Here is a 25,486-nt window from a genome sequence, read left to right as displayed (position 1 = left end):
ATAAAGAAGCGTATTTTTGCCCAAAATTTTATTGAATGATAACTACAGATCAGCAGAAGGGTCTTATTGAGCGCCTTGGTGCGTTAAGGAGGTATCTTTGACATTGATGCCAAACTTATTGAAATAGAGAACGAGGAAGAAAAGACCCTTGCCCCAGGGTTTTGGGACAATCCGCAAGAAGCACAGGTACAGATGCAGGTACTCAATTCCAAAAAAAAGTGGGTAGAGGACTTTAACGCTGCCAAAACCCTGATTGCAGATTTGGGTGTATTGCTGGAATTTCAAGAAGCTGGGGAAGTTTCTGAAGAGGAAGTGACCCAACAACACGATAAAGCGGTTCTTGCCATCGAAAATCTCGAGTTCAAGAACATGCTTTCGGACGAAGGCGATGAACTCACCGCAGTTTTACAGATAACGGCTGGTGCCGGTGGTACAGAAAGTTGTGATTGGGCCGCTATGCTCATGCGAATGTATCTAATGTGGAGTGAAAAAAATGGCTATAAGGTAAAAGAACTCAACTACCAAGAAGGCGATGTGGCAGGCATAAAAACCGTTACGCTTCAAATTGATGGTGAATTTGCCTTTGGTTGGCTAAAGGGAGAAAATGGTGTACACCGTTTAGTACGAATCTCTCCTTTTGACAGCAATGCCAAGAGACACACCTCTTTTGCCTCTGTTTATGTATATCCATTAGTTGATGATACTATTGAAATTGATGTAAATCCGTCTGACATTGAAATTACGACTGCACGATCCAGCGGAGCTGGTGGACAAAATGTGAACAAAGTAGAGACCAAAGTACAGTTGGTCCATAAGCCTACGGGCATTCAGATTTCCTGTTCGGATTCACGTTCGCAACATGACAATAGAGCTACCGCAATGAAGATGCTAAAATCTCAGTTATATGAAATTGAGCTACGCAAAAAACAAGAGGCCAGGGCGGAAATCGAGTCCTCTAAAATGAAAATCGAATGGGGCTCACAAATCAGGAACTACGTAATGCACCCCTATAAACTTGTTAAAGACGTTAGAACGGCAGAGGAGACCGGCAATGTCGATGCCGTTATGGACGGTGATATAAATGCGTTCTTAAAGGCATTCCTTATGATGATGGGGCAGCGCGACGACTAAATATAAAAGCTATGATAAAAATTTACCATAATCCAAGATGTAGAAAATCCAGGGAAGGGCTGGAAGTTTTAGAAAAATCCGGTCAAGAATTTGAAGTGGTACGGTATTTGGAGAATGTTCCATCGAAGGAAGAATTAAGGGAAGTGATACGTTGTTTGGAAATAACACCTGAAAATTTGGTCCGTAAAAACGAAACAATCTGGAAAGAAAACTATAGAAATCGTCTCTTGTCTGATGATGAAGTACTGGATGCCATGGTAGCAAATCCAAAATTGATTGAAAGACCCATTATCGTAAAAGGAGAAAAAGCTGTGATTGGTAGACCGGCTGAAAAAATCAAAGATTTGCTGTAAAATGCGCTTAACATAAGTTTAACCAAATTGGATCAAACCTTCACTTAACTTTAAAGTCATACTCAAGATCAACATCATGAAAAATGTACATTCTGTTTGCATTATCACATTTTTATTGGCAGTTACCTATACCTCGACCGTATCCGCACAGTTTGGGAATAGATTTGGCAGACAACAACAGCGAAACCCCATTCCACAAGCACAGCAAGCACCGGAAAAACCGGAACCCCTTACCGCTGAAGAAATGGTGGAACAGCGTATGCCTTCTATTACAGAAGCATTGGAACTTGATCCATTTGAAGAAGCAGTAGTCAAAACTACGTTAGTCAAATATGTTCAGCAGCGTATAGAGCTTCAAATATTGAAATTAGAGCCTCAAAAAATGAGGGAAGAATTGGAGAAAATCGGTAAAAGCCAGAACGAAGAAATTAAGAACGGACTTCCAGAAGAAAAGTACGAAGCTTATTTAGACCTTCAAGAAAACAAGTTCAAGGCCAAAAAGAAAAAAAAGAAAAAGAAAAAATCCAAAGACTGAAATGAAAAAACTGCTATTGTCCTTTTTACTGCTAACCACATTTTTAACAATAGCACAAAGACCACAAAGACAGGGCAGCCGACCTTCCCCCATAAAAATAACAGGCAACGTCATAGATAAGGATACGGGACAATCTCTAGAGTATGCAACTTTGGTATTACAACGAGTCGGAAACCCTGAAAAAATAACCGGGGGAATTACAGATGAGTCCGGCCGTTTTGATATAGAAATATTTCCAGGCGTTTTTAATATACGTGTAGAATATATTACTTATAAAACTTACGAACTCAAATCACAAACATTAAGAACCTCTACCGATTTAGGCACTATAGAACTCACTATTGATGTAGAGCAACTGGAAGACGTAGAAGTTGTGGGCGAGCGTACTACGGTCGAGCTTCGTCTGGATAAAAAAGTATATAATGTTGGGAGCGACCTTACCGTAAAAGGCGGTTCCGTAACTGATGTACTGGACAACGTACCTTCCGTTACCGTAGATGTTGAAGGAAATATTAGTTTAAGGGGCAATGAAAGTGTTCGGATATTGATAAACGGAAAACCCTCTGCCCTATCGGGCCTAAGTCCAGATGCGTTACAGCAATTGCCGGCAGATGCCATTGAAAAAGTCGAGGTCATCACAAACCCTTCTGCCCGTTACGATGCGGAAGGCACGGCAGGTATTCTAAATATTATTTTAAGGCAGAACAAAACTGCTGGACTTAATGGTTCTATAAATGCGTTTGCAGGATATCCAGATAATTTCGGAAGTGCCTTGAGCTTGAACCTTAGACGTGATCGTTTCAATATTTTTACCACTACCACGTACCGCTACAGAAATGCTCCCGGAAATGCCCAGTTTCTTCAAGAAAATTTTGATGCAAATGAAAATACGGAAAGCTTTCAAGATGAGTTTAGAGAGTACCAACGTGAAGATGACGGAATCAATACAAATATTGGTTTTGAAATATTCCTGGATGAAGACACGCAAAGCAGTATTACAAATTCATTCGTATACCGAAGGTCAAACGGCGATAATACGGTAGACGTAGATTTCTTCAATTTTGATGCATTACGAAATCCGACCATAGAACGTAATCGTTTCACCAACGAAAATGAATTTGACGAGAATATCCAATACTCCGTAAACTATCAGAAAAAATTTAAAAGAGACGGAAAGTTATTGACCGCCGATTATCAATATTCCAAAGGATTGGACATTGAAAACTCGGTTATCAGGGAAGTTGTACTTGGTGATAATATCCAGCTCCCAACGGAACAGACCATAAATGATGAAAGCCAGATAAACCAATTGGCACAATTCGATTATGTACATCCTTTTGGTAAGGACAACGAATCACAGTTCGAGGTAGGCTACAGAGGTACTTTCAATACCTTCACCACCGATTTCGTTTTTGGTATTCTAGATGATGATATATTGAACCCCGATCCTGATTTTAGCAACGAACTCATCTATAAGGAATATGTGAACGCTGCCTATGCCCAGTTGGGAACCAAAATTGATAAGTTCAGTATTCTTGGGGGTATGAGAATGGAAGCTTCAGATATCGGTATAGCGCTGGTGAATACGAACGACGTATCCGAAAAAGACTATATTGATTGGTTTCCCTCTTTGTTTTTTGGTTATGAACTATCAGAATATGAGCAATTTACCGTCAGTTATAGCAAGAGGTTAAGAAGACCTCGCTCTAGATTTATAAATCCTTTTCCTTCGCGATCCAGTAATACAAATCTATTTCAGGGAAATCCAAATCTGGACCCAACATATACCAATGTGTTTGATCTAGGATATATAAAACGATGGGATAAAATCACATTGACGACTTCTGGATATTACAATCGTTCTACGGGGGTTTTTCAATTTATTACCCAAGAAACGGGAGATTTTGTTGAAATCGAAAACCCAGATGACGCGGCAAACCCTATAATTGTTCCCATACAGGTGCGAACCCCCATCAATCTGGCCACCGATACGAGATTTGGTGGTGAATTGACAACGACCTATACTCCAAAAAAGGATTGGCGGTTAACTTTGAACCTGAATTTATTTCAACAACAGCTACGGGGCAATTTCACATTTACAAACTTTTTGGGCGAACAGGTTTCCCAAAATTTCGATGCGGATAACTTTACGTGGTTTAGCCGCTTGAGTGCTAAAATACCGTTTCCTGGAAAAATTGACTTTCAGACCAATGCACTATACCGTGGAAGAAGAGTCGATGCACAGAATGTCAACAAGGGGATATTGAGCACTAACCTGGCACTCAGCAAAGATATCGTAAAAGATAAGGCCACACTTTCCTTGAATGTGAGTGATGTTTTTAATTCAAGAAAGCGTATTACGGAAACCAGAACGGAAAACGTTTTAACGGATAGTGAGTTTCAGTTTAGGGAAAGACAGCTAACGCTATCGTTTTTGTATAGGTTCAATCAAACCCAAAACGAGAGAAATAGACGGGAAGGCCGAGGTAGAGGTGACGAGGATATGGAATTTGATGGATAAAAAGAAAGAGGCAAAAAGCCTCTTTTTTATTCGTTGCGCGCAGCTCTTTTAGCTTCACGTCTTTCTTTGTACATCTCCATTAAATTCCCGAACAACCAATAAGGTACTACAAATGTCAATAAGAAAATCATTAACCAAAAACCTATTGTCAAAATAGTCAAAAAAGCTAAAAAACCTAAATATTGGTCAAATTCAAACATGTTTTTTCTTTTGTTGTACAAAGATAGTTTGAAATCCTCAAAAAAAACAAATCTCAAAATAAAAAATTTTGGTTGCCGATTGTCGTCGAGAACGAAAATTTTATATGGTACCTTACCCTAAGCTGCCTAAAAAGTTAGTTCCCACTTCTCCCTAGGAGAGGTAAATCAGAAATCCCGAAGTAGAGTCTTCGAAGAAATTTTCAAATAAAAATGTACAAATGTAAAGATGTCATAAAATTTTAACGTACAACACCTAACTTTGTACATATAAAATTTGAGAAATGAGCTTTAGAATAGAAAAAGATACGATGGGCGAGGTAAAAGTGCCATCTGATAAATACTGGGGAGCACAAACAGAGCGTTCCCGCAATAATTTTAAAATTGGTTCTCCTGCCTCTATGCCCTTGGATGTAATCTATGGTTTTGCCTATCTTAAAAAAGCGGCAGCGTACACCAATCACGAGCTTGGAGTACTTACTGTGGAAAAACGGGATTTGATAGCTAAAGTATGTGATGAAATTCTGGATGGGCAACATGACGAACAATTTCCCTTGGTGATTTGGCAAACAGGCTCGGGTACGCAAAGCAATATGAACGTCAATGAGGTAATAGCGAATAGGGCCCATGAAATATCAGGCAAAAAAATTGGTGAAGGCGAAAAAACCATTCAACCCAATGATGATGTAAATAAAAGCCAATCTTCCAATGATACCTTCCCTACAGGAATGCATATTGCTGCATACAAGAAGATTGTGGATTTAACGATTCCGGGAGTTGAACAGTTGCGGGACACAATGAACAGGAAATCGAAAGAATTTAAAAAAGTGGTCAAAATTGGCCGCACCCATTTAATGGATGCCACTCCCCTTACCTTAGGACAGGAATTTTCCGGTTATGCATCTCAATTAGACCACGGGTTAAAAGCATTAAAAAACACTTTGGAGCATTTAAGTGAGTTAGCACTCGGGGGTACTGCAGTAGGAACTGGATTAAATACTCCTGAAGGATATGATGTTATAGTAGCCAAGTATATAGCACAGTTTACCGAACTTCCATTTATTACAGCAGAAAACAAATTTGAAGCATTGGCAGCGCATGATGCTATTGTGGAAAGCCACGGAGCTCTTAAACAATTGGCCGTTTCCCTAAATAAGATTGCCAATGATATACGTATGATGGCCTCTGGGCCACGTTCTGGAATCGGTGAGATTATTATCCCCGCAAACGAGCCTGGCAGCTCCATTATGCCCGGTAAAGTAAATCCCACGCAATGTGAAGCTTTGACCATGGTATGTGCGCAGGTAATGGGTAATGATGTAGCCGTAAGTGTTGGCGGTACTCAAGGACACTACGAACTCAATGTCTTCAAACCGATGATGGCGGCAAATATTTTACAATCAGCACAACTTATTGGTGATGCCTGTATTAGTTTTGATGTCAATTGTGCTATTGGAATCGAGCCAAACCACGAAGTAATCAAAAAACTCCTCAATAATTCTTTGATGTTGGTTACCGCGTTGAACACTAAAATTGGATATTATAAAGCAGCTGAAATTGCCAATACCGCTCATAAAAATGGTACTACTCTGAAAGAAGAGGCTATTAATTTGGGCTATGTTACCGAGGAAGAATATGAAGCGTGGGTGAAACCTGAAGATATGGTCGGTAGTTTAAAATAACCGCTAATTCCTATTAAAAGAAAAAAGCCCAGTTTATAAAAACTGGGCTTTTTAATTAAATGTGGATAGTGTATATTATTTTAAAGCGAACTTTGAAGTTCCCAATAATTTTAAACCGCTATCATAAACATTTACCATGTAATTTCCTTTCTGGAAATCTGAAGCAGGTTTGTTAACGTAATCACATACATCCAAAGAGCTGTTTTCATAGTAAAAATTAGTTCCTTTACTATAGGTAATCGAAGATCCTTCTTCGCTTGACTTTGTAAAGCTGTCACCCATAACGTTGCCCTGCGGATCAAGTACTTCAATAAAGAATTCTCTGTCACCGGCCTCAGCAATTACATTGTCAGCTATAGTAAAACATACTTTAAACTTATCAGTTGACTTGGCTCTGGACGTAGAAACCAATTTGCCATTGTTTCTTTCTTTAACAGCGTCAACAGTAAATGTAGAAAGACTCAAAGCAGAACCTCTTTCAACTGCATCTGCGAGTTGTGTATTCTGTACGACCAAAGAATCATTGAATACTGTTTGTTTTTCCAATTCAGTGAAAGTACTGTCTCTTTGCATGGCCAAAAATGTATTTGAAGTAGTCAAGGAATCTACTTGCTTCAATAATTTTTCTCTTTCAGCTTTTAGGACACTTACTTGTCTTCTATATCTGGAAAGAGAAGCAATATCAGCTTTCATGCCCTGTACAGAATCGATATATTTAGCAATATTGTCCCTTGCAGCTACCAATTCTTCATTTGTGGCATTACTTTCCAAAATAGCCTTATCGTATTCAGATTTTAAGCTATTTAAGTCTTCTACAACAAGTTCCTTTTCTTGGGTAAGTGCATTAGTAGTCTTTTTCTTATCTTGGTATAAGCTCACAGTATAGATAATGGTTCCTAAAAGAACTACACCAAGCAAACCAGCTATTACCTTTAATCCGTTGTTACTTTTTGTTTCAGTCATAACTTTTTAATTAATTGATCTATTCGTTAAATGTTTTAATCAATTGAGTTTAGGTTATATACGCAACAGATTTTATTTTGGATTTTTTCAGATCAAATATTGTTAAAAAATTACGCTCACATTGTTACAAAGCTTAATTTTAAAGGGCTCAATAAAAACTACTCGGCATGAAAAAAAAATATATTTCTATAATTTCTTGTTTGTTACTTCTTTTTGGATGTAAAAATATTAATAGCCAAAAAAGTAAGGATGACTCGAATAAATATAATTTAAATAGCATAACGGTTATTCCTATAGAACATGCCACAGCAGTTCTGGAGTGGAAAGATATTACCATATATATAGATCCCGTAGGTGGCAAAGAAGCATTTAAAGGCCAAAAACTTCCTGATCTGATTCTAATCACAGATATACATGGTGATCATTTTAGTTTGGAGACACTTCAAGAACTTAATACTGAAAAAGCAAAAATAATAGTCCCACAAGCTGTGGCCGATAAAATGTCCGAGGACTTTACTCCTCAAATCGATGTTTTGAACAATGGTGATTCTAAAGAGCGTTATGGTATTACGGTCCAGGCCATACCCATGTACAATCTACGCGAAGAAGCTTTAAAGTTTCATATAAAGGGGAGGGGTAACGGTTATATATTGAACATGGGGGATAAACGAATTTATTTTTCAGGTGATACCGAAGATATTCCTGAAATGCGGGAATTGGAAAATATTGATAAGGCATTTGTGTGCATGAACCTTCCCTACACGATGACCATTGAAAGTGCCGCTGATGCCGTTTTGGACTTTAATCCAAAGGAAATATACCCCTATCATTATAGAGGAAAGCCCGAGGTCAGTGATGTAGCCAGGTTCAAATCCCTGGTGAACAATAAAAATCCAGATATAAATATTGTACAACTTGATTGGTATCCGAACGATGAATTTTGATCAAATGAAATATTGAGGCATAATTAGCGTTACTACTAAAGATTCAAACCAAATCATAACTTAACCATGGTACCCAAATCCTATGTGTTGTTTTTATATGTGTGCATTTTTGTCACAAATATCTCTTTTTCCGGTCAATGCGATAATTTTTACGCAAAAGTAACTTACGGTCTCAACCATACTAAAAGTGCTTTAAAAGCAACTAATTTTGAACATCAAACCTATTATGCAGAAAGGGCTTTGATAGCTCTGGAAAAGTCAAAAGCATTTATGGAGGAGTGTGGTTGTCCAAAAGCAAAAGATAAAACTCTTGATGCCATGGAAGCCTTGAAAAAAGCAATCGATCCCGTCGACTGGGATGCAGGAAGGTATTTTTCAAAAAAATCCAAGGGTATCATCAATGAACTGATTACCATTTTAGATGAATGTACTCTAGGTATGCCCCAAACGGTGGTGGTTGAAGATAATGCTGAAAGTACTATAGAAAATGAAGCATATGCCAATACCGAAGAAAACGAACAGGTATCCATGGAGGCAGAAATGATCAAGGTTTTTGATAAACATTCCGCAGAGCGGTTGTCCTCACTAGAAAAATCCATAGAGCAAATTACGGTACTTTCAAAATCCTTTGTTTATGACCCCACAAAAAAAGAAAGTGACCCAAACAGTTTGGAAGCACACCAAAAAGCATACTTGGCAGAAGCTAGGCGCTTGCTGGAAAAAGGGCTAAAGGAACTTGATAGATAAAATATCGAATTTATCGAATCAGTTTTTTGTATTTGATTCTTTTAGGCATAATATCGGTCCCGAGACGTTTCTTTTTGTTCTCTTCATAATCAGAAAATGAACCTTCAAAGAAATATACTTGCGAATCTCCCTCAAAAGCTAAAATATGGGTGCAAACCCTATCCAAGAACCACCTATCATGAGAGATTATGACAGCGCAACCGGCAAAGTTTTCGAGGCCTTCTTCCAATGCCCTTAGCGTGTTTACGTCCAAATCGTTTGTGGGTTCATCAAGCAAGAGAACATTTCCTTCCTCTTTAAGGGTCATGGCCAAATGCAGTCGGTTTCTTTCTCCGCCAGAAAGCATGTTGACTTTTTTGTTCTGCTCGCTTCCTGAAAAGTTAAAACGGCTAAGGTATGCTCTTGAATTTACTTGTTTCCCTCCCATCATTACCAACTCCTGTCCGTCGCTAAAATTTTCCCAAATGGTCTTGTCTGGGTCTATATTGGAATGACTTTGGTCTACATAGGCCAATTTGGCCGTATCTCCTACAACAAATCCTCCTTTCTCCGGAGTTTCCTCCCCCATAATCATTCTAAAGATTGTTGTCTTACCTGCTCCATTTGGACCTATAATCCCGACAATACCTGCTTGTGGAAGATTGAAATTTAAATCTTCATACAATAACTTATCACCATAAGCTTTGCTTACTCCCTTGGCTTCAATAACATTGGTGCCAAGCCTAGGACCGTTTGGAATATAAATTTCCAGTTTCTCCTCCAATTGTTTTTGATCTTGGCTAAGTAGCTTGTCATAATTTTTTAAACGTGCTTTTTGTTTGGTCTGCCTTCCCTTGGCACCTTGCCTTACCCATTCCAACTCACGTTCAAGAGTTTTTTGACGTTTAGAAGCTTGTTTGCTCTCTTGTGCCAGACGTTTTGATTTTTGGTCCAGCCAACTTGAGTAATTTCCTTTCCAAGGTATGCCCTCTCCCCTATCTAGTTCAAGAATCCACCCAGCTACATTATCTAAAAAGTAACGGTCGTGTGTAACGGCAATTACCGTTCCCTTGTATTGGGCCAAGTGGTGTTCCAACCAATGAACGGACTCTGCGTCTAAGTGATTCGTTGGCTCGTCCAGCAATAGCACATCGGGTTCTTGCAATAATAATCTACACAGTGCCACTCTTCTTTTTTCACCACCGGACAGTACACCTATTTTCTTATCAGATTCCGGAGTGCGAAGCGCATCCATGGCAATTTCGAGCTTAGTGTCCAGTTCCCAAGCATTTGAAGCATCGATTTGATCTTGTAATGCAGCTTGTTTATCCATCAGCTTTTGCATTTTATCTGCATCTTCGTAAACTTCTGGCAGCCCGAACATATCGTTAATTTTGTTATACTCGTCCAAAATGGCGACTGTTTCCGCTACTCCTTCCTTTACAACTTCTAGAACGGTTTTACCGTCGTCCAACTGTGGCTCTTGCTCTAAGTATCCTACTGAATATCCAGGAGAAAATACCACGTCCCCCTGATAGTTTTTATCGACACCTGCAATTATTTTTAGTAAGGTCGACTTTCCTGATCCGTTAAGACCTAAAATCCCGATTTTGGCCCCATAAAAAAAGCTTAGGTAAATATTCTTTAAAACAGGAGTATTGGCAGTTTTGAACGTCTTGGTTACCCCTGACATTGAAAAGATGACCTTTTTATCGTCTGACATTTATATGTTTTTTGAATAGGTGGAAAACTATACTCTACCTTTTAAAGCGTTAAAGACCCAGGCAATTGCAAAGAAACCTACACCGACCGCCGCAAAGCCCCATCCGGCAATATCATCGTACTTAAATGCACCTAATGCTATCATACCCATTCCCACAAAAATCATAATCCATGTAGCCCATGCCAGCACTGTATTTTTATTCATTACCATATAGTTAGTTAGTATAAAATCAAATATCGTAAAAAATTGATATAATCATAATCCCAAAACAATAGATTATGCCTCAAAAGGATATACAACTCCCGTTTGGAGTCTGATTTTATCTATAAGACTTATTAAATCCAAACTATTTTGATGGCTCCATAGATCGCTTTCAAATTTCCCCGTTTTGAGACAATCATGGACTTCCCTTATCTCATGGACGAAACCATTACCCTCCATAGAAAGTTTAAAATCTATGGATCTTGAGTTCTTTGTCAGGGAAAAACCATTGGCTTCATGCCATCTTGGATGTATAAAAAGTTCTCCTTTCTGCCCCGAAATTTCAGCCTCCATTTTAGACTGGCTAGTCAATCCCGAATATAAAACAGCTTGGGCATTCGCGTATTGAAATATTATAGAAGTTTGAATCTCTGTACCATTGGAATGAAAGTTTGAAAACGCACTTATTTCTTTAGGATTACCTAAAATAAGATAGGCTAGAAAAATAGGATAGATCCCTATATCCAACAAAGACCCGGATGCCAAGTTTGGGTTAAGAATCCTAGAATCCTCTCCCCTATCCAAACCATAAAAAGCAAAATCCGCATGCAAATATGATACGTTTCCTATTTCGCCATCATCAATCAATGCTTTTATCTTTTTAATGGACGGGTTAAATCTTGACCATAGGCCCTCCATTAAAAAAACTTCATTTTTTCTCGCAACGGTTATCAGCTCTTCTACCTCAGACCTGGAAACTCCAAGAGGTTTTTCGCATAGAACGTGTTTGCCATGCTCCATGGCCATTATAGCCAAATCTTTATGAAAATTATGTGGAGTGGCAATATAAATGATATCCGCGGTTTTGGCCTTGAAAAGTTCATCGTAGTTTCCGTATGCATTTTCAATTTCATACTTGTTGGCGAACTTTTGCGCTTTTGCCAAACTTCTTGAAGCTACGGCCCCAATTTCAACATCGTCAAAAAGTTGAAGGTCTTCAGTAAATTTTTTGGCAATGTTTCCAGGGCCTATTATCCCCCATCTAATTTTAGTTTTCATATCAAATCAAAAGTAATGATTATAACTTCTTATCTTTAACCATCAAGATAAAACCGGTTTAATAGTTATGGATATTAACTTCAATAAAAATGAAGACCACAATAGATTAAAGCTTTCAGAGCTTCGGAAAAAACTAACTGAAGTAAAACTGGGAGGAGGCAAGAAACGGATAGAAAAACATCATGCCAAAGGCAAGATGACTGCTCGCGAACGTGTTGAATATCTGTTGGACCCCGATACAGAATCGATAGAAATAGGTGCTTTTGCAGGTGATGGAATGTATGAAGAACATGGAGGATGTCCATCAGCGGGAGTTGTTGTCAAAATCGGCTATATTCAAGGCAAGCTGTGTGTTGTGGTTGCCAATGACGCCACAGTAAAAGCAGGCGCATGGTTCCCCATTACAGGAAAAAAAAATCTGAGAGCCCAAGAAATTTCCATTGAAAATAGATTACCAATTATTTATTTGGTTGATAGTGCTGGTGTTTACTTGCCCATGCAGGATGAAATTTTTCCCGACAAAGAACATTTTGGACGGATTTTTAGAAACAATGCTGTTATGAGCAGTATGGGTATTACTCAAATATCTGCTGTTATGGGTAGTTGTGTAGCCGGAGGCGCCTACTTACCTATCATGAGCGATGAGGCTCTAATAGTAGATAAAACGGGAAGTATTTTTTTAGCTGGCAGTTATCTTGTAAAAGCAGCCATTGGTGAAAGCATAGATAATGAAACATTGGGCGGTGCGACCACACATTCTGAAATTAGTGGTGTTACGGATTACAAAGCCAAAGACGACAAAGATGCCCTAAATAAGATAAAGAATATCGTTTCCAAAATCGGTGATTTTGATAAAGCGGGTTTTAATAGAATTGAAAGTAAGAGTCCTTCAGAAAAAATCAACGATATCTATGGAATTCTTCCAGCTTCGAGGGGAGATCAATATGACATGTTGGAAATTATAAAACGTTTGGTCGATGATTCGGAATTTGAGCAATATAAAGAAGGGTTTGGTAAAAGTATTTTAACGGGCTATGCACGGATCGATGGTTGGGCGGTCGGTATCGTTGCCAACCAGCGGAAAGTTGTAAAGACCAAGAAAGGCGAAATGCAGTTTGGCGGGGTTATTTATTCCGATTCTGCCGATAAGGCGACAAGATTCATTGCCAACTGCAACCAAAAGAAAATTCCATTGGTTTTTTTACAGGACGTAACTGGTTTTATGGTCGGCAGTAAAAGTGAGCATGGTGGTATAATTAAGGATGGAGCCAAAATGGTAAATGCCGTAAGTAACTCCGTAGTGCCAAAATTTACTATTGTAATTGGTAATAGCTACGGGGCTGGAAATTATGCCATGTGCGGAAAAGCTTATGACCCACGGCTTATCGTTGCATGGCCAAGTGCTGAACTTGCCGTTATGAGTGGAAATTCTGCAGCAAAAGTCTTAATGCAAATTGAAAAAGCCTCATTGGAGAAAAAAGGAGAAAAGCTCGATGCCGACAAAGAAAAGGAGCTATACGATGAAATTAAAAAGCGTTATGATAATCAGATTTCGCCATATTATGCTGCTTCACGTCTATGGACAGATGCTATAATAGACCCTTTGGATACTAGAAAATGGATTTCTATGGGAATTGAAGCAGCCAACCATGCACCTATTGAGAAGCAATTTAATATGGGGGTTTTGCAAGTATAAAGAGGTCATGGCAGTGATGAATACTTTGATTTTAACTTTACATTTAAAGTAAGTCTTCTCTTGACTCTCCAGCTAGCATTAAAATAGCCTTTTTTTGTAAATATTAATCTATCAGTTGGTCTAGCATGCAATGTGTACCTGCCGTTTTCATTTGTTGTTGTCCATTCCTTTGTTCTTAGGTTGCGTACCGTAACATTTGGAACCATCCTTCCATTCTCAATCACAAAACCCGAAATTATCGGAAGTCTTTCTTTTCTTCTTTTTTCCCGTTTTCTTATCCTCTCCGCTTCTTTTACTGGGACGAAATGAGCGGTTTCAAGAAAAAATGCCAAACTTTTATCAGATACCTTTTCCCACTTATCTTGACTTGCGTATCTTCTAAAAGAACCATTCCCAAATGATACCCCAGCCAACGCCATTCTAGGCTCTTTTTTACCATATACTTGGAGAAGTTCAACGGATACTATAAAATCATCTCTTACAAAAATGGAATAAGGCATCAAATCGATATGGGCGAACATATCATTTTCTTTGATGGTATGTAGCATATTCAGTCCAGATTCATTTAAATTGTTTCCAGGTAACCCGAATGAGCCGATATCATAGATATTTATCCGGAGCAACACACTATCGGAAACATTTTCCCAAACTTCGAATCCAAACGATTTTAACTGTCTTAAACCTTTGGCAACACGGATATGGGACGCCAATTCACCACCAAGCGCAATATTGTCCTTCCAATACCCGTATACTGGTTCACCAGTATTTTTATACCCAGCGGATTTTTGGACAAATTCTCCTTTTTTATCCGTTACAACGACCTCGTTCAATTCTAAAATCGATGGGTTCAGTTTTAGAATAGGATACTCGTTATAAACAAATTTCAAATCAGATATAGGAATCTCCAGTTTTTCATATCCTAAAGAAGAAAACAAGACGACATCACTTGATGCGTACAGGTCAGGATTAAATTCCAGATGAAACATACCTTCCTCGTCACTAACGGTACCTATGCCCTTTTCAACAATTCCAACATTTACGTACGGTATAGGATGACCACTTTTCCCATCGATGATTTTACCCTTATAATCAAGTTGAGCAGCTAGAATGTTTGAAAAAAATATACTACATAGCCCAAAAAGGCCATAGAACCATTTCATACTATTTTGAGGCCACGGCGACATTCTTTGTTATCCTGAAAAGTTCCCTATTTGCATTTTTGACATCAAGCTTAAACACTTTTGTTTCGCTATATTGGGATTTCTCCCCATAATTATGGTAAATTTTTGCCTTTAGATAGGTCGGTGTCAAACTTTTGTTGCCCAGATACTTTATATTAACTTTCCATGTGCCTGAAAGCGATTCATCAATCAAATATTCAGAGCATGAATACCCTAAATTCTTTTCCGTGGCAATGGTATCCGGATTTGCTTCCAAACTATGGTTCCATGTATAGTATTGGCTATCTGGGTTTAGGAATTGTAAATCGAACTCGGCTTCACTATCGTTCCACTCAAATACCAATCGAGTTCCTTTAAAATCATCATCCTCCACTTTTATTTTTTTACCAGCGGAACGATTCATCATATCGGTTTTTTCCAAGGCCAACAAGTTATTGAACTCTCTATTTATTATCTTGGAAAAGCTGCTCGTATCCACTTTCATAAAGTTTTCATCCAACAAATAAAAGTAACGGGCATACATCATAGCGGCTTTCTTGGGCTCATTTACGGCTCTATTGCTAAGTGCCAAGTCCCTATAGGATTGCGCATAGTTCGGTCTAAGTATAAAGACTTCTTTATATATTTCATTGGCAAGTTCATAGCGTTTTTGCGACTCATAAATATAAGCCAGTGCCTTTAGATGGAGGGGATTATTGTCCAAAACTGTAAAACCATCTTCAATAATTGCATCTGCATACGCTTCTTTATTCCATTTTTCAAAAAAATATTGGTAAGAATCTAAAATAAAATATGATGAATTTTTATATTTTTTGAGGTTGAATTCATAAATGGATTTAGCCTCTCCGAAAGAATCGGCACTCTTTATTTCCTTTAAATAATTGGGTGCATTTTCAGAAATATCTTTATCTGTAAGTACCGTTCCCCTATAATAATTATTTGAGAGCCTTGCACTATCCATGATAAGATTGTTCTTGTCCCGTGGAAAAGTCGTTCCTATTTTTGTATTAATTACGACCACGCCTCCGCTACCTATACTTCCGTAACGAACAGTTCCTGTTGCCGATGCAATTACTGCAATACGCTCTATGTTTTGAACATCTATAAAATCAGGGAAATCAGTTAATATTTGACCATCAATGTCGAATATGGCCTTTTTTTCCCGTATTAGAACCCTTTTGCCATTTGATTGTGTATTCACAGAATTAAACTCCGGATTACCTGGGATGGACAGTACTCCAACATTGGAATTCCTTAAAACCGAAACACCCGCAAACCTTCCTCGCAAAATATTTACCAAGTCATATTCTCCAGGTAGAATAGTATTACCGTCCAAAATACGCATAGAGTAGGATACCTTATCTTTATTCAAATATCCAAATGCCGTTTTAATAATATTTGGATTACTGGCATAGTCCATTTCCAGCTCTTTTTGACTATTACGCCTTTTTTTGGTCACCGTTACATTTTTCAATTTCTCAACTCTCGGAAACATTTCCAAATTAAGTGTTCTGGTTACATCCTCTGCCCGTATTTGAACAGATTCCATTCCTGGAGAACTATAAAAAAGAATATCTCCTGGCGATGCAGCTATTGTGTAATATCCATTTTCATCTGAATTTGTGGAAACATCTTGGTTTATAATTTGGATTTTTACGTTTTGGAGAAAGTTATTGTTCCCATTGGTAATTTTTCCGGTAATCAATCGCTCCTGCGATAAGGCAACTGTAACAATAAAAAAAGACAAGAAACCAGTAAATAGTATTTTCATAGCATGTAGATTTAAGAAATCTCTTTGGATTGTTATTAACCAAAGCTTACATAGAACTCATCTTAAGTTCATACTGTAATTTACTGAAAAGCAACTATTTGAACAATATTAATTTCCTAAATGTTCCTTAATTCTCGGAATCAACAGAAGTTCCGTTTGCCTTCCGTTCACATAGCGAAATCCATCCTCACCAAAAAATCCCGCCTCTTCTAGCATAATTCGAATATCGCGTTTCCATTCTGGAATTGTAATCGTAGTATTCAGCTCAATAGCGTAAACCGTATTGGGATTTAATGGATAGTTATCGCCGTCATCTTTCATTACGCCGCCCTGTGAATCCCACATCCCAATCGTTGTACCTGCGGAATGTCCATAGAGTCCAAGAGGATGGGTATAAATAGCAGGGCGTAAACCAGCATCTTTAGCTTCTTGCAGAGATTTGGCCAAAATTTCGTTCCCTGTTTTTCCCTTTATCATATTTTGTGTAAGAAAATCTTGAACACGGTTTCCGTCTTTCAATCCATCGACCAAGAATTTGGGTGCAGCTTTTTCATTCGGTTTTAGCACATAAGCCAGTTCTTGACAATCTGTGTTCAACCGTAAATAGGTTATCCCAAAATCGCAATGCAAGAGATCACCTGGCTGGATAATCAAATCGTCCGGTCTACCGGAGAATGAATACAAGTGTCCCACCAATTCTTCACTGGTTCTTTGTACATCTACCGTTGGATGAAACCATGTTTCCAACCCCAAATCCGTTACTTTTTGGCGCATCCACCACTCTACTTCCGTTGTTGTGGTGACTCCAGGCGTAATTATTTTTTCCGAAAACGCTTCTGCAATAATATCATGGGTAATATCCACCAATTGATTGTAGATAACCATTTCTCTCTCTGTTCGAGTTTCAATCCAGCGTACCGCCAATTGCTCTGCTGAAACGATTTTGGATCGGTATTTTTTAGGCAAATTGGCCATAAATTCATCATAATCCGTTTTGTCCAAGCCATCCGCAATATTGTGGTCTTTGGAAAAATTAAGTCCTATTTTTGCAGGGTTTCGCTCTTCTATAAGCTGCATTAGGCGTTTCCATTGATTTGGCTCTTTTTCTTTATCCCATGCCGATTTAATACTTTTTCCAACATTATAACGTGCCACTGCCAGTTTATCAATGGAATCATCGCTTTTGTTTCTGTAGAAAAGTAAAATAGTTCTCCTACGGGCATTCAACCAAGTAGCGGGAAGCATCGTTTTTATGACAGGATCTTCATTGTATTCCCTGGAAATCACGACCCACATATCTATTTCCGTATCGTCCATAAGTTTTGGGAGAAGATTATTGAAGCGTTCTTCCAATATTTCGTCCACTACTCTGGCACGTTCAACTTCAGGTAAAATTTGCTGGGAATATGAGATAATAGAAAGAAGAGCAAAAAGGTAGAGTAACGTTTTTTTCATGGATATTTTATTTACTCTTTGAATTTACGAAACTTAACTTATTTCAAGTAGTGTTTTTTTTCGATCTATTTTACCGCTGGGAGTTTCAACAAAAGGTTGAAGGCTGTAGATTTCCTTTGGAATTTCATACTTTCCAAACCCTTCTAAAGCTTTTATTTTATGAAATAGGTCTTGATTATCGGTCGATATATCTTCCACAATCAATATCAATTTTTGCCCTAAGGATTCATCTGGGATACCAGCAATAAAAAAGCGATGTCCAATTAGGTGGGATAATTTCTCTTCAATCTGTTCCGGAATTAATTTGATACCGCCCGAATTGATTATGGAATCGTACCTGCCCAACCATTTAAACTTTGAATCATTCAATAACTCCACAATATCATTGGTTACGATTTTACTATCGGAGATTTTGGGGGCATTTATCACCAAGCAGTCCCTAGCATCTTGATAGACCGATATATTGGGCAATGTTTCAAAATAAGTCTCGACTGCGCTCGACTTGACTTGGGCACTACCAATTTTTTTCATTGCAATATGGGTAATGGTTTCGGTCATGCCATAAGTCTCAAAAACAGTACTCACAGATTGCTCCAAAGCTTTTCGAAGGGAAGTGGATATAGGTGCGCCACCAATTATAATAGTATTGATTTGAGAAAGCTGTGTTAGTGATTTTTCAGCCTGTAGGGGAACCAGTGCTACAAAATCATACGGTTTACGGGTAAATGCCAATGGCGTTGCCGATGGTTCCACATAGTCAAGTTCCAAACCCAAGACCATAGCTCTGACCAGCATCATTTTACCTGCTATACTCGAACAGGGCAGGCAAAGTAAGGAAGTGTCACCAGCTTTTAAACCAAGATATTCTCCTGTAGCCTGTGCAGAATTTACCATGTGCGCTTTCTTAAGCGTAATTTTCTTTGGATTCCCAGTTGAACCCGAAGTGAAGACGTTGACTGTTGGTGTATCACTTATCCAATCCAATAAAAAGTCACCTATCGAATTCTCGAAAACCTGACCTTCTTTGATTAGGCTGTATCCGATTTCCGATAATTCCGCATGGGAACATGGAACCCCGTTTAACTTAAAATCTGTATGTATTTTACGCCACGTTGGATTCATTTTCATTGAGGGCTACAAATTCTTCTTTGGTCATTACACGTCCAAATAATTTTTCTTTCCAATTTCTCCAATTGTATTTTTTGGAAAAAACAAATAACAAGATTGGAAATATGATAAAAACAGGAATAAGAACATCCCAACCTAAAACAGGTTCCGAAATGTCTTTATATATGGAATTGGTCTGAAAAGCGGTCCATTCCGCAGTGACCAACAAAGCAGTAATCAGGTTATTGGCAGCATGAAAACCGAGTGCTAACTCCAATCCCTCGTCCATCAATGTCAAAATGCCAAGAAAAAAACCTGTACCTATATAAAAAATCATGATACCATAACCTAGTTTTTCTACTTCTGGATTAGCAATATGCATAATGCCGAATAAAATTGAGGTCACTACTAGGGGAACCCAACGGTTCTTTGCCAAAATCCCCAATCCTTGCATCATATGCCCCCGAAATAAATATTCCTCAAAACTTGTTTGCAATGGTATCAACAAAATTCCGATGAAAGCCAATATCAAAAACTTTTTTAAATCAAAATTGAGAACATAGTCATCTGGAGAAAAATATATATCAAGGGCAGTTAGGAGAATAGTTAAGCCGCCCCAAAGGGTAAATGCAAAAAAAATACGTTTCCAATCGATTTTTTTTCTTGATGTTGTCAGCGAAGTGATCGATTGTTGGTGAACAAGCCATGTCCAACCTAAAACCACAAAAAGGCCTACTGCCAATGGGACCAACAAAATAATCAATACAATATTGGAACCTAATTGATCAATTAATTGTTGCATGGTATCTTCAATGCTTACCGGAGAGTTTATGGTGAGAATATAATTGATTACCATAAAGCCCATGAATGCCAATGGAATGATAAAATATTTCCAAATCCCTATATTTCCTTTATACCCTTGTTCTATATACATATTAATTTATTAAGTCTATTTCCCAGTTTTTGGTTTTTCTATAAAAAAGTTTTCCATCGGCGACATCCAAAGGACTGTCAATGTTGTTTATGAACAAGCTCCCAGTACCCAAGCCTTGGGGCATTTTTGATTTTAAGGTGAAGGTCCACTGCGCTATGGCATTAAGGCCTACATTGCTCTCCAAAGCGCTGGTTATCCACCAACCTATCCCAAATTTTTTAGCTATATCAATCCATTCTTGACTGGAGGCATACCCCCCTATTAAACTAGGTTTTAATATGATGTACTGTGGCCGTATGGTTTGTAGTAATTCTTGCTTTTTTGTTACACTGTGTATACCAATAAGTTCCTCATCCAAAGCTATGGGCAAAGGTGTAGTTTGACATAGCTCTGCCATTGTTTCCCAATTGTTTTGTTTAATGGGCTGCTCAATGGAATGTATTTTATATTCGGATAGCTGTTTAAGTTTGTTTAATGCCCCATCTTTGGAAAATGCCCCGTTCGCATCAACACGCAGTTCTATTTCATCTGCGGTGAATCTAGAGCGAATAGACCTTAGCATACCAAGTTCAGTTTGAAAATCAATGGCACCAATCTTCATTTTGATACATTTGAAACCTTGCGCCAATTTTTGTTCTACTTGTGCAAGCATAAAGGCTTCATTGCCCATCCAGATAAGACCGTTTATCGCAATCGGGGATTCGTTCGCAATAAATTTTGAAGGGTATAATATAAAAGGATTATCAGATTTTAATGATAAAAATGCCTGTTCAAGACCAAATTGAATCGACGGGAATCCTACCAGTTGCCTCAGTAGTGCTGTCTTGCCCAAATGTATGTTATTACAAGTCCACGAAAGTTTCGATTCGTATTCAGGCACATCATCTATACTCAATCCCTTTAACATTCCGCACTCCCCTATTCCATATTTACCATTACTATCCAACAAGAGAAACCAAGTCTCTTTCTGGGTCATAATTCCGCGTGAAGTGCCGCTGGGCTTTTTAAAATTTAGTATATGCTTTTTATAGGTAGCTTTCATCCAATGGTCTCAAATTTAGTTATATTTTAAAACTAAATAAGAGTTGCTAAAAAAGTATCTCACAAAATGCTGAACACTACTTTCAAAAGTTTAGTATTGGAAAAATTACGCAATCCGATTAATTAAAATTGAACCAAAAGCGTACGCCTTCGCTCTCTTTATCAATATTCAGTTTGGATTGCAATTGATTTACGAGCCTGTTCATTAAGCGTATGCCCATTGAAGAATGTGTACGTTCTTCGGTATCTTCAGGAAGCCCTACGCCATTATCCGTATATTCAAAATAGCCCTGATCACCATTTTTACGGAGATGAATATATATTTTCCCGTTCTCGTCATTTTCAGGAAACGCATATTTAAAGGAGTTGGATACCAGTTCATTTAAAATCAGTCCAAAAGGAATTGCACGATCTATGTCCAATTCTGTTCCTTCGGCATCTATGGTAATACTGATATTATGTCCTCCTTTTTTATAAACGGATTGTACACTGTTTATAAGACTTTCTATATAACCCTGCATCTCTATAACAGATAAATCATCATTCTGGTAAAGCTTTTGATGAATCAGTGCCATGGCCTTTACCCTGCTCTTGCCTTCTTCCAAAGCGACTATGGCAGCTTTGCTACGGGTGTTCTTGGTTTGTAGGCTTAAAAGGCTGGAAACCATTTGCAGGTTATTTTTTACTCTATGATGAATTTCCTTAAGTAAAGAATCCTTTTCAACAAGTGCGTTTTCTATAATGTACTTCTGATCAGCGATCAAACGTTGGTTTTTTATACTCTTAAGATAAGCGTAGACCAAACCTGCAAAGCCCAATAATGTGAAAATTAATGAAATGAATACTAAATTGATTCGTTCATCCTTGGCTTTCATTTCATTACGGGCCAGCTCGTTGATTTTTTTCTGCTCATCTATTAGACGTTGGGAATTCTCCAGGTCTTCATTGGCGACTATCGTTACCAACTGCTGTTTTATGATGGACGACTGTTTTTCGTTTAAGGAATCTTTGATTCGCTCGTTACGTTTATAGTAGGTAGCAGCATTTTTAAAATTTTCGACCCTATCATAATAGGCAGCCAACAAACTATTTCGTTTAATGTTCTGTAGCGTGCCCATATTATCAAAATCGATGTCCAAGTTTTTTTTGGCCTTGAAAAATCTTTCCAGTTGTAGATTGGCATCTGCCAGGTATAGGGTATTTTCAATAACTTCACCTCTATAGTTGTTGTTTGGTGATGTTTTTAGAACCTCGATACTGTTTTCAAGAAGTGGAATCGCCTCTTCGTACTCATTAAGAAGAACGTGACATTTACCAATGTTACCTTCTATTTCAGCTTTTAATAAATCACTTTGAAAAAGTTGTTCTTCTGTTTTTTGTATTGAGATATCGTTTATGAACACATCTAAATAAGCTTTTGCCTTTTTAAGCTCGCTTAGTGCTGTCGGTGCAGAGTTATCCAGCCTTAGATAGTTCCCTACTTTACTGTGATATTTTGCCAAACCATAAGAATCATTATCGGCAATGGTCGGCTTTACTTCCATTATGTATTGGTTTCTAGCTTTTCTATGCAATCCTAAATTGCTATAAATATCGTAGAATGCAACATTTTCCGTTAAACCCAGTTCCCTTTTCTCCTTTCGTATCTCTATTTGTTTGTCGAACAACTGCAGATTTGCATAATTATCATCCAAAACATTTAATACAATTCTTCTTGAAGTAGAATCCAATGAATCCTTGGAAGCGTAAAGTTCTTTGGCAAGTGTGGTACTCTTATCATATTCCCCCAAATCATTATATACCTGGGTTTGCATTACCCTATATAATTTTGAGGCCAAAGTATCATTGGTTTTTTGGGCATTGGAGAGATAAATCTTAATAGTGTCGAGCCAATCATAGGCTGAATTCACATTATATCTATCAATAGCATTGAAAAAAAAATTGAATCGCTCTTGGGGAGTATTGGTATTTTGGAACTGTTTTAATGAAGTAGTTTCCTCACCTTCTTCTGACTGTGCCGACACAACCAATAAAAAGAGAAAACACAGTATGGATAAAACATTTTTGAGGTTGTGTATCATTAATTTTATAAGCGATAATTATATAGGAAACAATGGATTTATATTCGTATTCTATTTTTAGCCCCTTATCCTATATCTTAAAGGTTATATATTGATAACGCAGCTTTATCCACAAAATTAAATCCAATCTGATGGATTTGTTCAGTATTGTTGTGAAAGTGCATATTTCTGTTGTGAAAATTATATAACCATATGTGAAATAGCCTTTTGTCGATGTTTTGTGTATTTCATGGACATTCAATCATGCCTATTATTTAAAAACATAAAAAAAGTCCTGTCAAATTTGACAAGACTCTTTTACGAGAACACTATATGAAAATGAAAAAATTACTTTCTGAATTATTTACACTGCTAAAGTATATGCATGCTTTGGAACAGTAAAAATATTGTTGTGAAGTTGGTCAAAGTTGTGGTTTTCTGCTTAAAACATATCGATAATAAAAAAAGGTGCCTTCCGGCACCTTAATATTTTATATTATTTCAACAACATCTACTAGCTGTTCATAGAAGAAATAATAAACTCTTTGAAATCCTTTGAAATAGGAATTAAATTATTGTTTATCATTATATCTTTTGAGTTGATCGCGTCTATATGGTCCACATTAACGATATAGGATTTATGGGCCCTATAGAACTTGTTTTTGGGTAATTTTTCCAAATAGTCTTTTAACGGTGAACGCACCAAGAATTTCTTATCGACGGTATTCACCTCCAAATAAACATTGTCTGCTTTTATAAATTGGATATCACCAAACTGTATCCTGTAATATAGATGTTGTTTTTTTACAAAAATGGAATCCTTCAAAACAGAATTCGAGGTAAAAGCATCACCTTCTGTACCCGCAATTTCTTTACTATTCTCTTTCTTTGAATAATTGAAGTTTGAAAGAGCGATTTCTATTGAGGTATATAAATCCTGCTGCTCAAAAGGCTTTACCAAATAACCGTCTGGCTTTACTGTTTTGGCATTTTCAACAGTGGCTCTATCTGAATTGGAGGTAACAAAAATAAATGGAATGTTATAAGCTTCCCTAATATGTTTTCCAAGGTCTATGCCTGTTTTATCAGAGGCAAGGATAATGTCGATGAGCACAAGGTCTACCTGGTTGTTCTTTAAAACCTCAACAGCTTGTTCATACACTATTACGTTGTCAACAATCTCATAACCTATCTCTTCTAGCATGGATTGCATGTCATCTGCAATAATTACATTGTCCTCTACAATAAGAATTTTAATGGGTTGTTCCAAGTTTTGAAAGGTTTAGTATGTTGCCTATCAAAATTACAAAAAATTATTAACTGTTAAATAAAATAAAACAGAGAGAAGAAAAGTGCTGAGTGCCAACTTTTTAAGCTCTCCGTCCAATTTGAAAGGCTCCTTGGTGTCCCTGACTTTCTTTAAATGGATGAAAATTGGTACGAAAGCCAGCAAGTAGAATGAACGCAATATATCACTTACATCAAGCCAAGCATAGCTGAGTAGACATAAAAAGGATATTAATAGTAAAGAGGAATGATAGTATTTGCCATTTTCGAATCCCATTTTGACGACCAAAGTATTCTTGCCGTATTTTTTATCTGAAAAAACGTCCCTTAAATTATTTAAGTTGAGTACGCCAACGCATAACAATCCAATGGATACGGCTGGTAACACTGAAACCAAATCCAATGATTTAGTATATAGAAACATACTGCCCAAAACGCCAAGTAAACCAAAGAACAGGAACACAAAAATATCACCAAGGCCTTTATATCCATAAGGATTGGAACCCATGGTGTACTTTATTGCCGCCCAAATACTAAAGGTGCCCAACACAAAGAATACAAGAATATATGCAAAGCTTTCCCCCTTAAAAGATATATAGATAAGCCCGATAGCGAGCAGCATGCTAATAATTACTGAAATTATAATGCCCTGCCTAAGTTTTGAAGGTGTTAGCAATCCGCTTTGTAAAACTCTTGCCGGTCCTACCCTATCCTCATTATCGACTCCTTTAGTGCCATCCCCGTAATCATTTGCAAAATTGGAAGTGATTTGAAATCCGATCGTAGTAAGTATGGCCAAAACAAATATTGAAATGTCGAAGAAACCTTGTTTTCTTGCCAACGCAGAACCAACTATTATTCCTGATAAGGATAATGGCAATGTTCGCAATCTTGCAGCTTGTACCCAAGCCATTAAAGC

Annotated in this window: 22 protein-coding genes; 8 read left to right on the top strand and 14 right to left on the bottom strand. The window is 37.7% G+C overall.

All coding sequences use genetic code 11. From position 1 onward, the window contains the following. Positions 1-35 precede the first annotated feature (35 nt). The 4 genes from prfB (at position 36) to HME9304_RS14615 (ending at position 4,540) form a co-directional block, all read left to right on the top strand. Positions 36-1,131, top strand: a protein-coding gene (gene prfB, locus HME9304_RS14630) for a peptide chain release factor 2 (protein WP_112379285.1) whose coding sequence is annotated in 2 segments (ribosomal slippage) — positions 36-98 and positions 100-1,131 — 1,095 coding nt in all. Because the reading frame shifts where the segments join, the coding sequence is not laid out codon by codon here. 11 nt (positions 1,132-1,142) lie between these two features. Continuing rightward, positions 1,143-1,484, top strand: coding sequence for an arsenate reductase (glutaredoxin) (gene arsC, locus HME9304_RS14625; protein WP_112379284.1), 342 nt, complete (start codon positions 1,143-1,145; stop codon positions 1,482-1,484). 76 nt (positions 1,485-1,560) lie between these two features. Further along, positions 1,561-2,019 (top strand): hypothetical protein, encoded by a 459-nt coding sequence (locus tag HME9304_RS14620; protein WP_239023301.1) that lies wholly within the window; start codon positions 1,561-1,563, stop codon positions 2,017-2,019. A gap of 1 nt (position 2,020) precedes the next feature. After that, a complete protein-coding gene (locus tag HME9304_RS14615) occupies positions 2,021-4,540 on the top strand; it encodes a TonB-dependent receptor (RefSeq protein ID WP_112379283.1) in 2,520 nt (839 codons plus the stop codon). Between the two features lie 26 nt (positions 4,541-4,566). On the opposite strand, the gene HME9304_RS14610 is transcribed toward HME9304_RS14615, so the two are convergent. After that, positions 4,567-4,797, bottom strand: coding sequence for a hypothetical protein (locus HME9304_RS14610; RefSeq protein ID WP_112379282.1), 231 nt, complete (start codon positions 4,795-4,797; stop codon positions 4,567-4,569). Between the two features lie 224 nt (positions 4,798-5,021). On the opposite strand from HME9304_RS14610, the gene fumC reads away from it, so the two are divergent. Next, the gene (gene fumC / locus HME9304_RS14605; protein ID WP_112379281.1) at positions 5,022-6,419 is read left to right on the top strand and encodes a class II fumarate hydratase; all 1,398 of its coding nucleotides are present in this window, start codon (positions 5,022-5,024) and stop codon (positions 6,417-6,419) included. A 75-nt stretch (positions 6,420-6,494) separates the two neighbouring features. Here fumC and HME9304_RS14600 read toward each other — a convergent pair whose 3' ends face one another. Next, the gene (locus HME9304_RS14600) at positions 6,495-7,382 is read right to left on the bottom strand and encodes a hypothetical protein (RefSeq protein WP_112379280.1); all 888 of its coding nucleotides are present in this window, start codon (positions 7,380-7,382) and stop codon (positions 6,495-6,497) included. Positions 7,383-7,549: 167 nt separating this feature from the next. Between HME9304_RS14600 and HME9304_RS14595 the strand changes: the two genes are divergently transcribed. Together HME9304_RS14595 and HME9304_RS14590 are read left to right on the top strand one after the other, a co-directional pair. Further along, complete coding sequence (locus HME9304_RS14595; protein ID WP_112379279.1) at positions 7,550-8,326, top strand: MBL fold metallo-hydrolase; 777 nt, start codon at positions 7,550-7,552, stop codon at positions 8,324-8,326. Positions 8,327-8,392: 66 nt separating this feature from the next. Next, entirely contained in the window at positions 8,393-9,073 is a 681-nt protein-coding gene (locus HME9304_RS14590; RefSeq protein WP_112379278.1) for a hypothetical protein, read from the top strand. A gap of 10 nt (positions 9,074-9,083) precedes the next feature. Here the strand turns inward: HME9304_RS14590 and ettA are convergent, their stop codons facing one another. From ettA to HME9304_RS14575, 3 genes are all read right to left on the bottom strand, one after another. After that, a complete protein-coding gene (ettA, locus tag HME9304_RS14585; protein ID WP_112379277.1) occupies positions 9,084-10,775 on the bottom strand; it encodes an energy-dependent translational throttle protein EttA in 1,692 nt (563 codons plus the stop codon). Positions 10,776-10,802: 27 nt separating this feature from the next. Then, positions 10,803-10,985: a CAL67264 family membrane protein gene (locus HME9304_RS14580; protein ID WP_112379276.1), complete on the bottom strand. Its 183-nt coding sequence runs from the start codon at positions 10,983-10,985 to the stop codon at positions 10,803-10,805. Positions 10,986-11,051: 66 nt separating this feature from the next. After that, positions 11,052-12,035: a Gfo/Idh/MocA family protein gene (locus tag HME9304_RS14575; protein ID WP_112379275.1), complete on the bottom strand. Its 984-nt coding sequence runs from the start codon at positions 12,033-12,035 to the stop codon at positions 11,052-11,054. 67 nt (positions 12,036-12,102) lie between these two features. On the opposite strand from HME9304_RS14575, the gene HME9304_RS14570 reads away from it, so the two are divergent. Further along, a complete protein-coding gene (locus tag HME9304_RS14570) occupies positions 12,103-13,731 on the top strand; it encodes an acyl-CoA carboxylase subunit beta (RefSeq protein ID WP_112379274.1) in 1,629 nt (542 codons plus the stop codon). A gap of 5 nt (positions 13,732-13,736) precedes the next feature. Here the strand turns inward: HME9304_RS14570 and HME9304_RS14565 are convergent, their stop codons facing one another. From HME9304_RS14565 to menA, 9 genes are all read right to left on the bottom strand, one after another. Continuing rightward, a complete protein-coding gene (locus HME9304_RS14565; protein WP_164674854.1) occupies positions 13,737-14,891 on the bottom strand; it encodes a carboxypeptidase-like regulatory domain-containing protein in 1,155 nt (384 codons plus the stop codon). A 1-nt stretch (position 14,892) separates the two neighbouring features. Beyond that, the gene (locus HME9304_RS14560) at positions 14,893-16,683 is read right to left on the bottom strand and encodes a hypothetical protein (protein ID WP_112379272.1); all 1,791 of its coding nucleotides are present in this window, start codon (positions 16,681-16,683) and stop codon (positions 14,893-14,895) included. Between the two features lie 108 nt (positions 16,684-16,791). Continuing rightward, complete coding sequence (locus HME9304_RS14555; protein ID WP_112379271.1) at positions 16,792-18,138, bottom strand: M24 family metallopeptidase; 1,347 nt, start codon at positions 18,136-18,138, stop codon at positions 16,792-16,794. Positions 18,139-18,171: 33 nt separating this feature from the next. After that, on the bottom strand, positions 18,172-19,260 hold the full coding sequence (locus HME9304_RS14550) for an AMP-binding protein (RefSeq protein ID WP_112379850.1): 1,089 nt from the start codon (positions 19,258-19,260) through the stop codon (positions 18,172-18,174). Next, complete coding sequence (locus HME9304_RS14545) at positions 19,241-20,179, bottom strand: CPBP family intramembrane glutamic endopeptidase (protein WP_112379270.1); 939 nt, start codon at positions 20,177-20,179, stop codon at positions 19,241-19,243. The genes HME9304_RS14550 and HME9304_RS14545 overlap by 20 nt, the downstream gene beginning before the upstream one ends. 1 nt (position 20,180) lies before the next feature. Beyond that, positions 20,181-21,221 carry an o-succinylbenzoate synthase gene (locus tag HME9304_RS14540; RefSeq protein WP_112379269.1) on the bottom strand — a complete coding sequence of 347 codons (1,041 nt, stop codon included), beginning with the start codon at positions 21,219-21,221 and terminating at the stop codon, positions 20,181-20,183. 118 nt (positions 21,222-21,339) lie between these two features. Then, positions 21,340-23,301 (bottom strand): sensor histidine kinase, encoded by a 1,962-nt coding sequence (locus tag HME9304_RS14535; protein ID WP_112379268.1) that lies wholly within the window; start codon positions 23,299-23,301, stop codon positions 21,340-21,342. 493 nt (positions 23,302-23,794) lie between these two features. Then, positions 23,795-24,550 carry a LytR/AlgR family response regulator transcription factor gene (locus HME9304_RS14530; protein ID WP_112379267.1) on the bottom strand — a complete coding sequence of 252 codons (756 nt, stop codon included), beginning with the start codon at positions 24,548-24,550 and terminating at the stop codon, positions 23,795-23,797. A gap of 33 nt (positions 24,551-24,583) precedes the next feature. Beyond that, the gene (menA, locus tag HME9304_RS14525) at positions 24,584-25,480 is read right to left on the bottom strand and encodes a 1,4-dihydroxy-2-naphthoate octaprenyltransferase (protein ID WP_112379266.1); all 897 of its coding nucleotides are present in this window, start codon (positions 25,478-25,480) and stop codon (positions 24,584-24,586) included. Between the last annotated feature and the right edge of the window lie 6 nt (positions 25,481-25,486).

It is taken from the genome of Flagellimonas maritima (genome assembly GCF_003269425.1).
In the GTDB taxonomy this organism is placed as follows: Bacteria; Bacteroidota; Bacteroidia; order Flavobacteriales; family Flavobacteriaceae; genus Flagellimonas; species Flagellimonas maritima.
The sequence above is the reverse complement of the archived record's forward strand: the minus strand, read 5'-3'. Positions and strand labels throughout refer to the sequence as shown.

Coding starts and splice junctions, on each gene's coding strand:
- arsC (WP_112379284.1), top strand. CDS start 1,143: ATGATAAAAATTTACCATAATCCAAGATGTAGAAAATCCAGGGAAGGG.
- HME9304_RS14620 (WP_239023301.1), top strand. CDS start 1,561: ATGAAAAATGTACATTCTGTTTGCATTATCACATTTTTATTGGCAGTT.
- HME9304_RS14615 (WP_112379283.1), top strand. CDS start 2,021: ATGAAAAAACTGCTATTGTCCTTTTTACTGCTAACCACATTTTTAACA.
- fumC (WP_112379281.1), top strand. CDS start 5,022: ATGAGCTTTAGAATAGAAAAAGATACGATGGGCGAGGTAAAAGTGCCA.
- HME9304_RS14600 (WP_112379280.1), bottom strand. CDS start 7,382: ATGACTGAAACAAAAAGTAACAACGGATTAAAGGTAATAGCTGGTTTG.
- HME9304_RS14595 (WP_112379279.1), top strand. CDS start 7,550: ATGAAAAAAAAATATATTTCTATAATTTCTTGTTTGTTACTTCTTTTT.
- HME9304_RS14590 (WP_112379278.1), top strand. CDS start 8,393: ATGGTACCCAAATCCTATGTGTTGTTTTTATATGTGTGCATTTTTGTC.
- ettA (WP_112379277.1), bottom strand. CDS start 10,775: ATGTCAGACGATAAAAAGGTCATCTTTTCAATGTCAGGGGTAACCAAG.
- HME9304_RS14580 (WP_112379276.1), bottom strand. CDS start 10,985: ATGGTAATGAATAAAAATACAGTGCTGGCATGGGCTACATGGATTATG.
- HME9304_RS14575 (WP_112379275.1), bottom strand. CDS start 12,035: ATGAAAACTAAAATTAGATGGGGGATAATAGGCCCTGGAAACATTGCC.
- HME9304_RS14570 (WP_112379274.1), top strand. CDS start 12,103: ATGGATATTAACTTCAATAAAAATGAAGACCACAATAGATTAAAGCTT.
- HME9304_RS14565 (WP_164674854.1), bottom strand. CDS start 14,891: ATGAAATGGTTCTATGGCCTTTTTGGGCTATGTAGTATATTTTTTTCA.
- HME9304_RS14560 (WP_112379272.1), bottom strand. CDS start 16,683: ATGAAAATACTATTTACTGGTTTCTTGTCTTTTTTTATTGTTACAGTT.
- HME9304_RS14555 (WP_112379271.1), bottom strand. CDS start 18,138: ATGAAAAAAACGTTACTCTACCTTTTTGCTCTTCTTTCTATTATCTCA.
- HME9304_RS14550 (WP_112379850.1), bottom strand. CDS start 19,260: ATGAATCCAACGTGGCGTAAAATACATACAGATTTTAAGTTAAACGGG.
- HME9304_RS14545 (WP_112379270.1), bottom strand. CDS start 20,179: ATGTATATAGAACAAGGGTATAAAGGAAATATAGGGATTTGGAAATAT.
- HME9304_RS14540 (WP_112379269.1), bottom strand. CDS start 21,221: ATGAAAGCTACCTATAAAAAGCATATACTAAATTTTAAAAAGCCCAGC.
- HME9304_RS14535 (WP_112379268.1), bottom strand. CDS start 23,301: ATGATACACAACCTCAAAAATGTTTTATCCATACTGTGTTTTCTCTTT.
- menA (WP_112379266.1), bottom strand. CDS start 25,480: ATGGCTTGGGTACAAGCTGCAAGATTGCGAACATTGCCATTATCCTTA.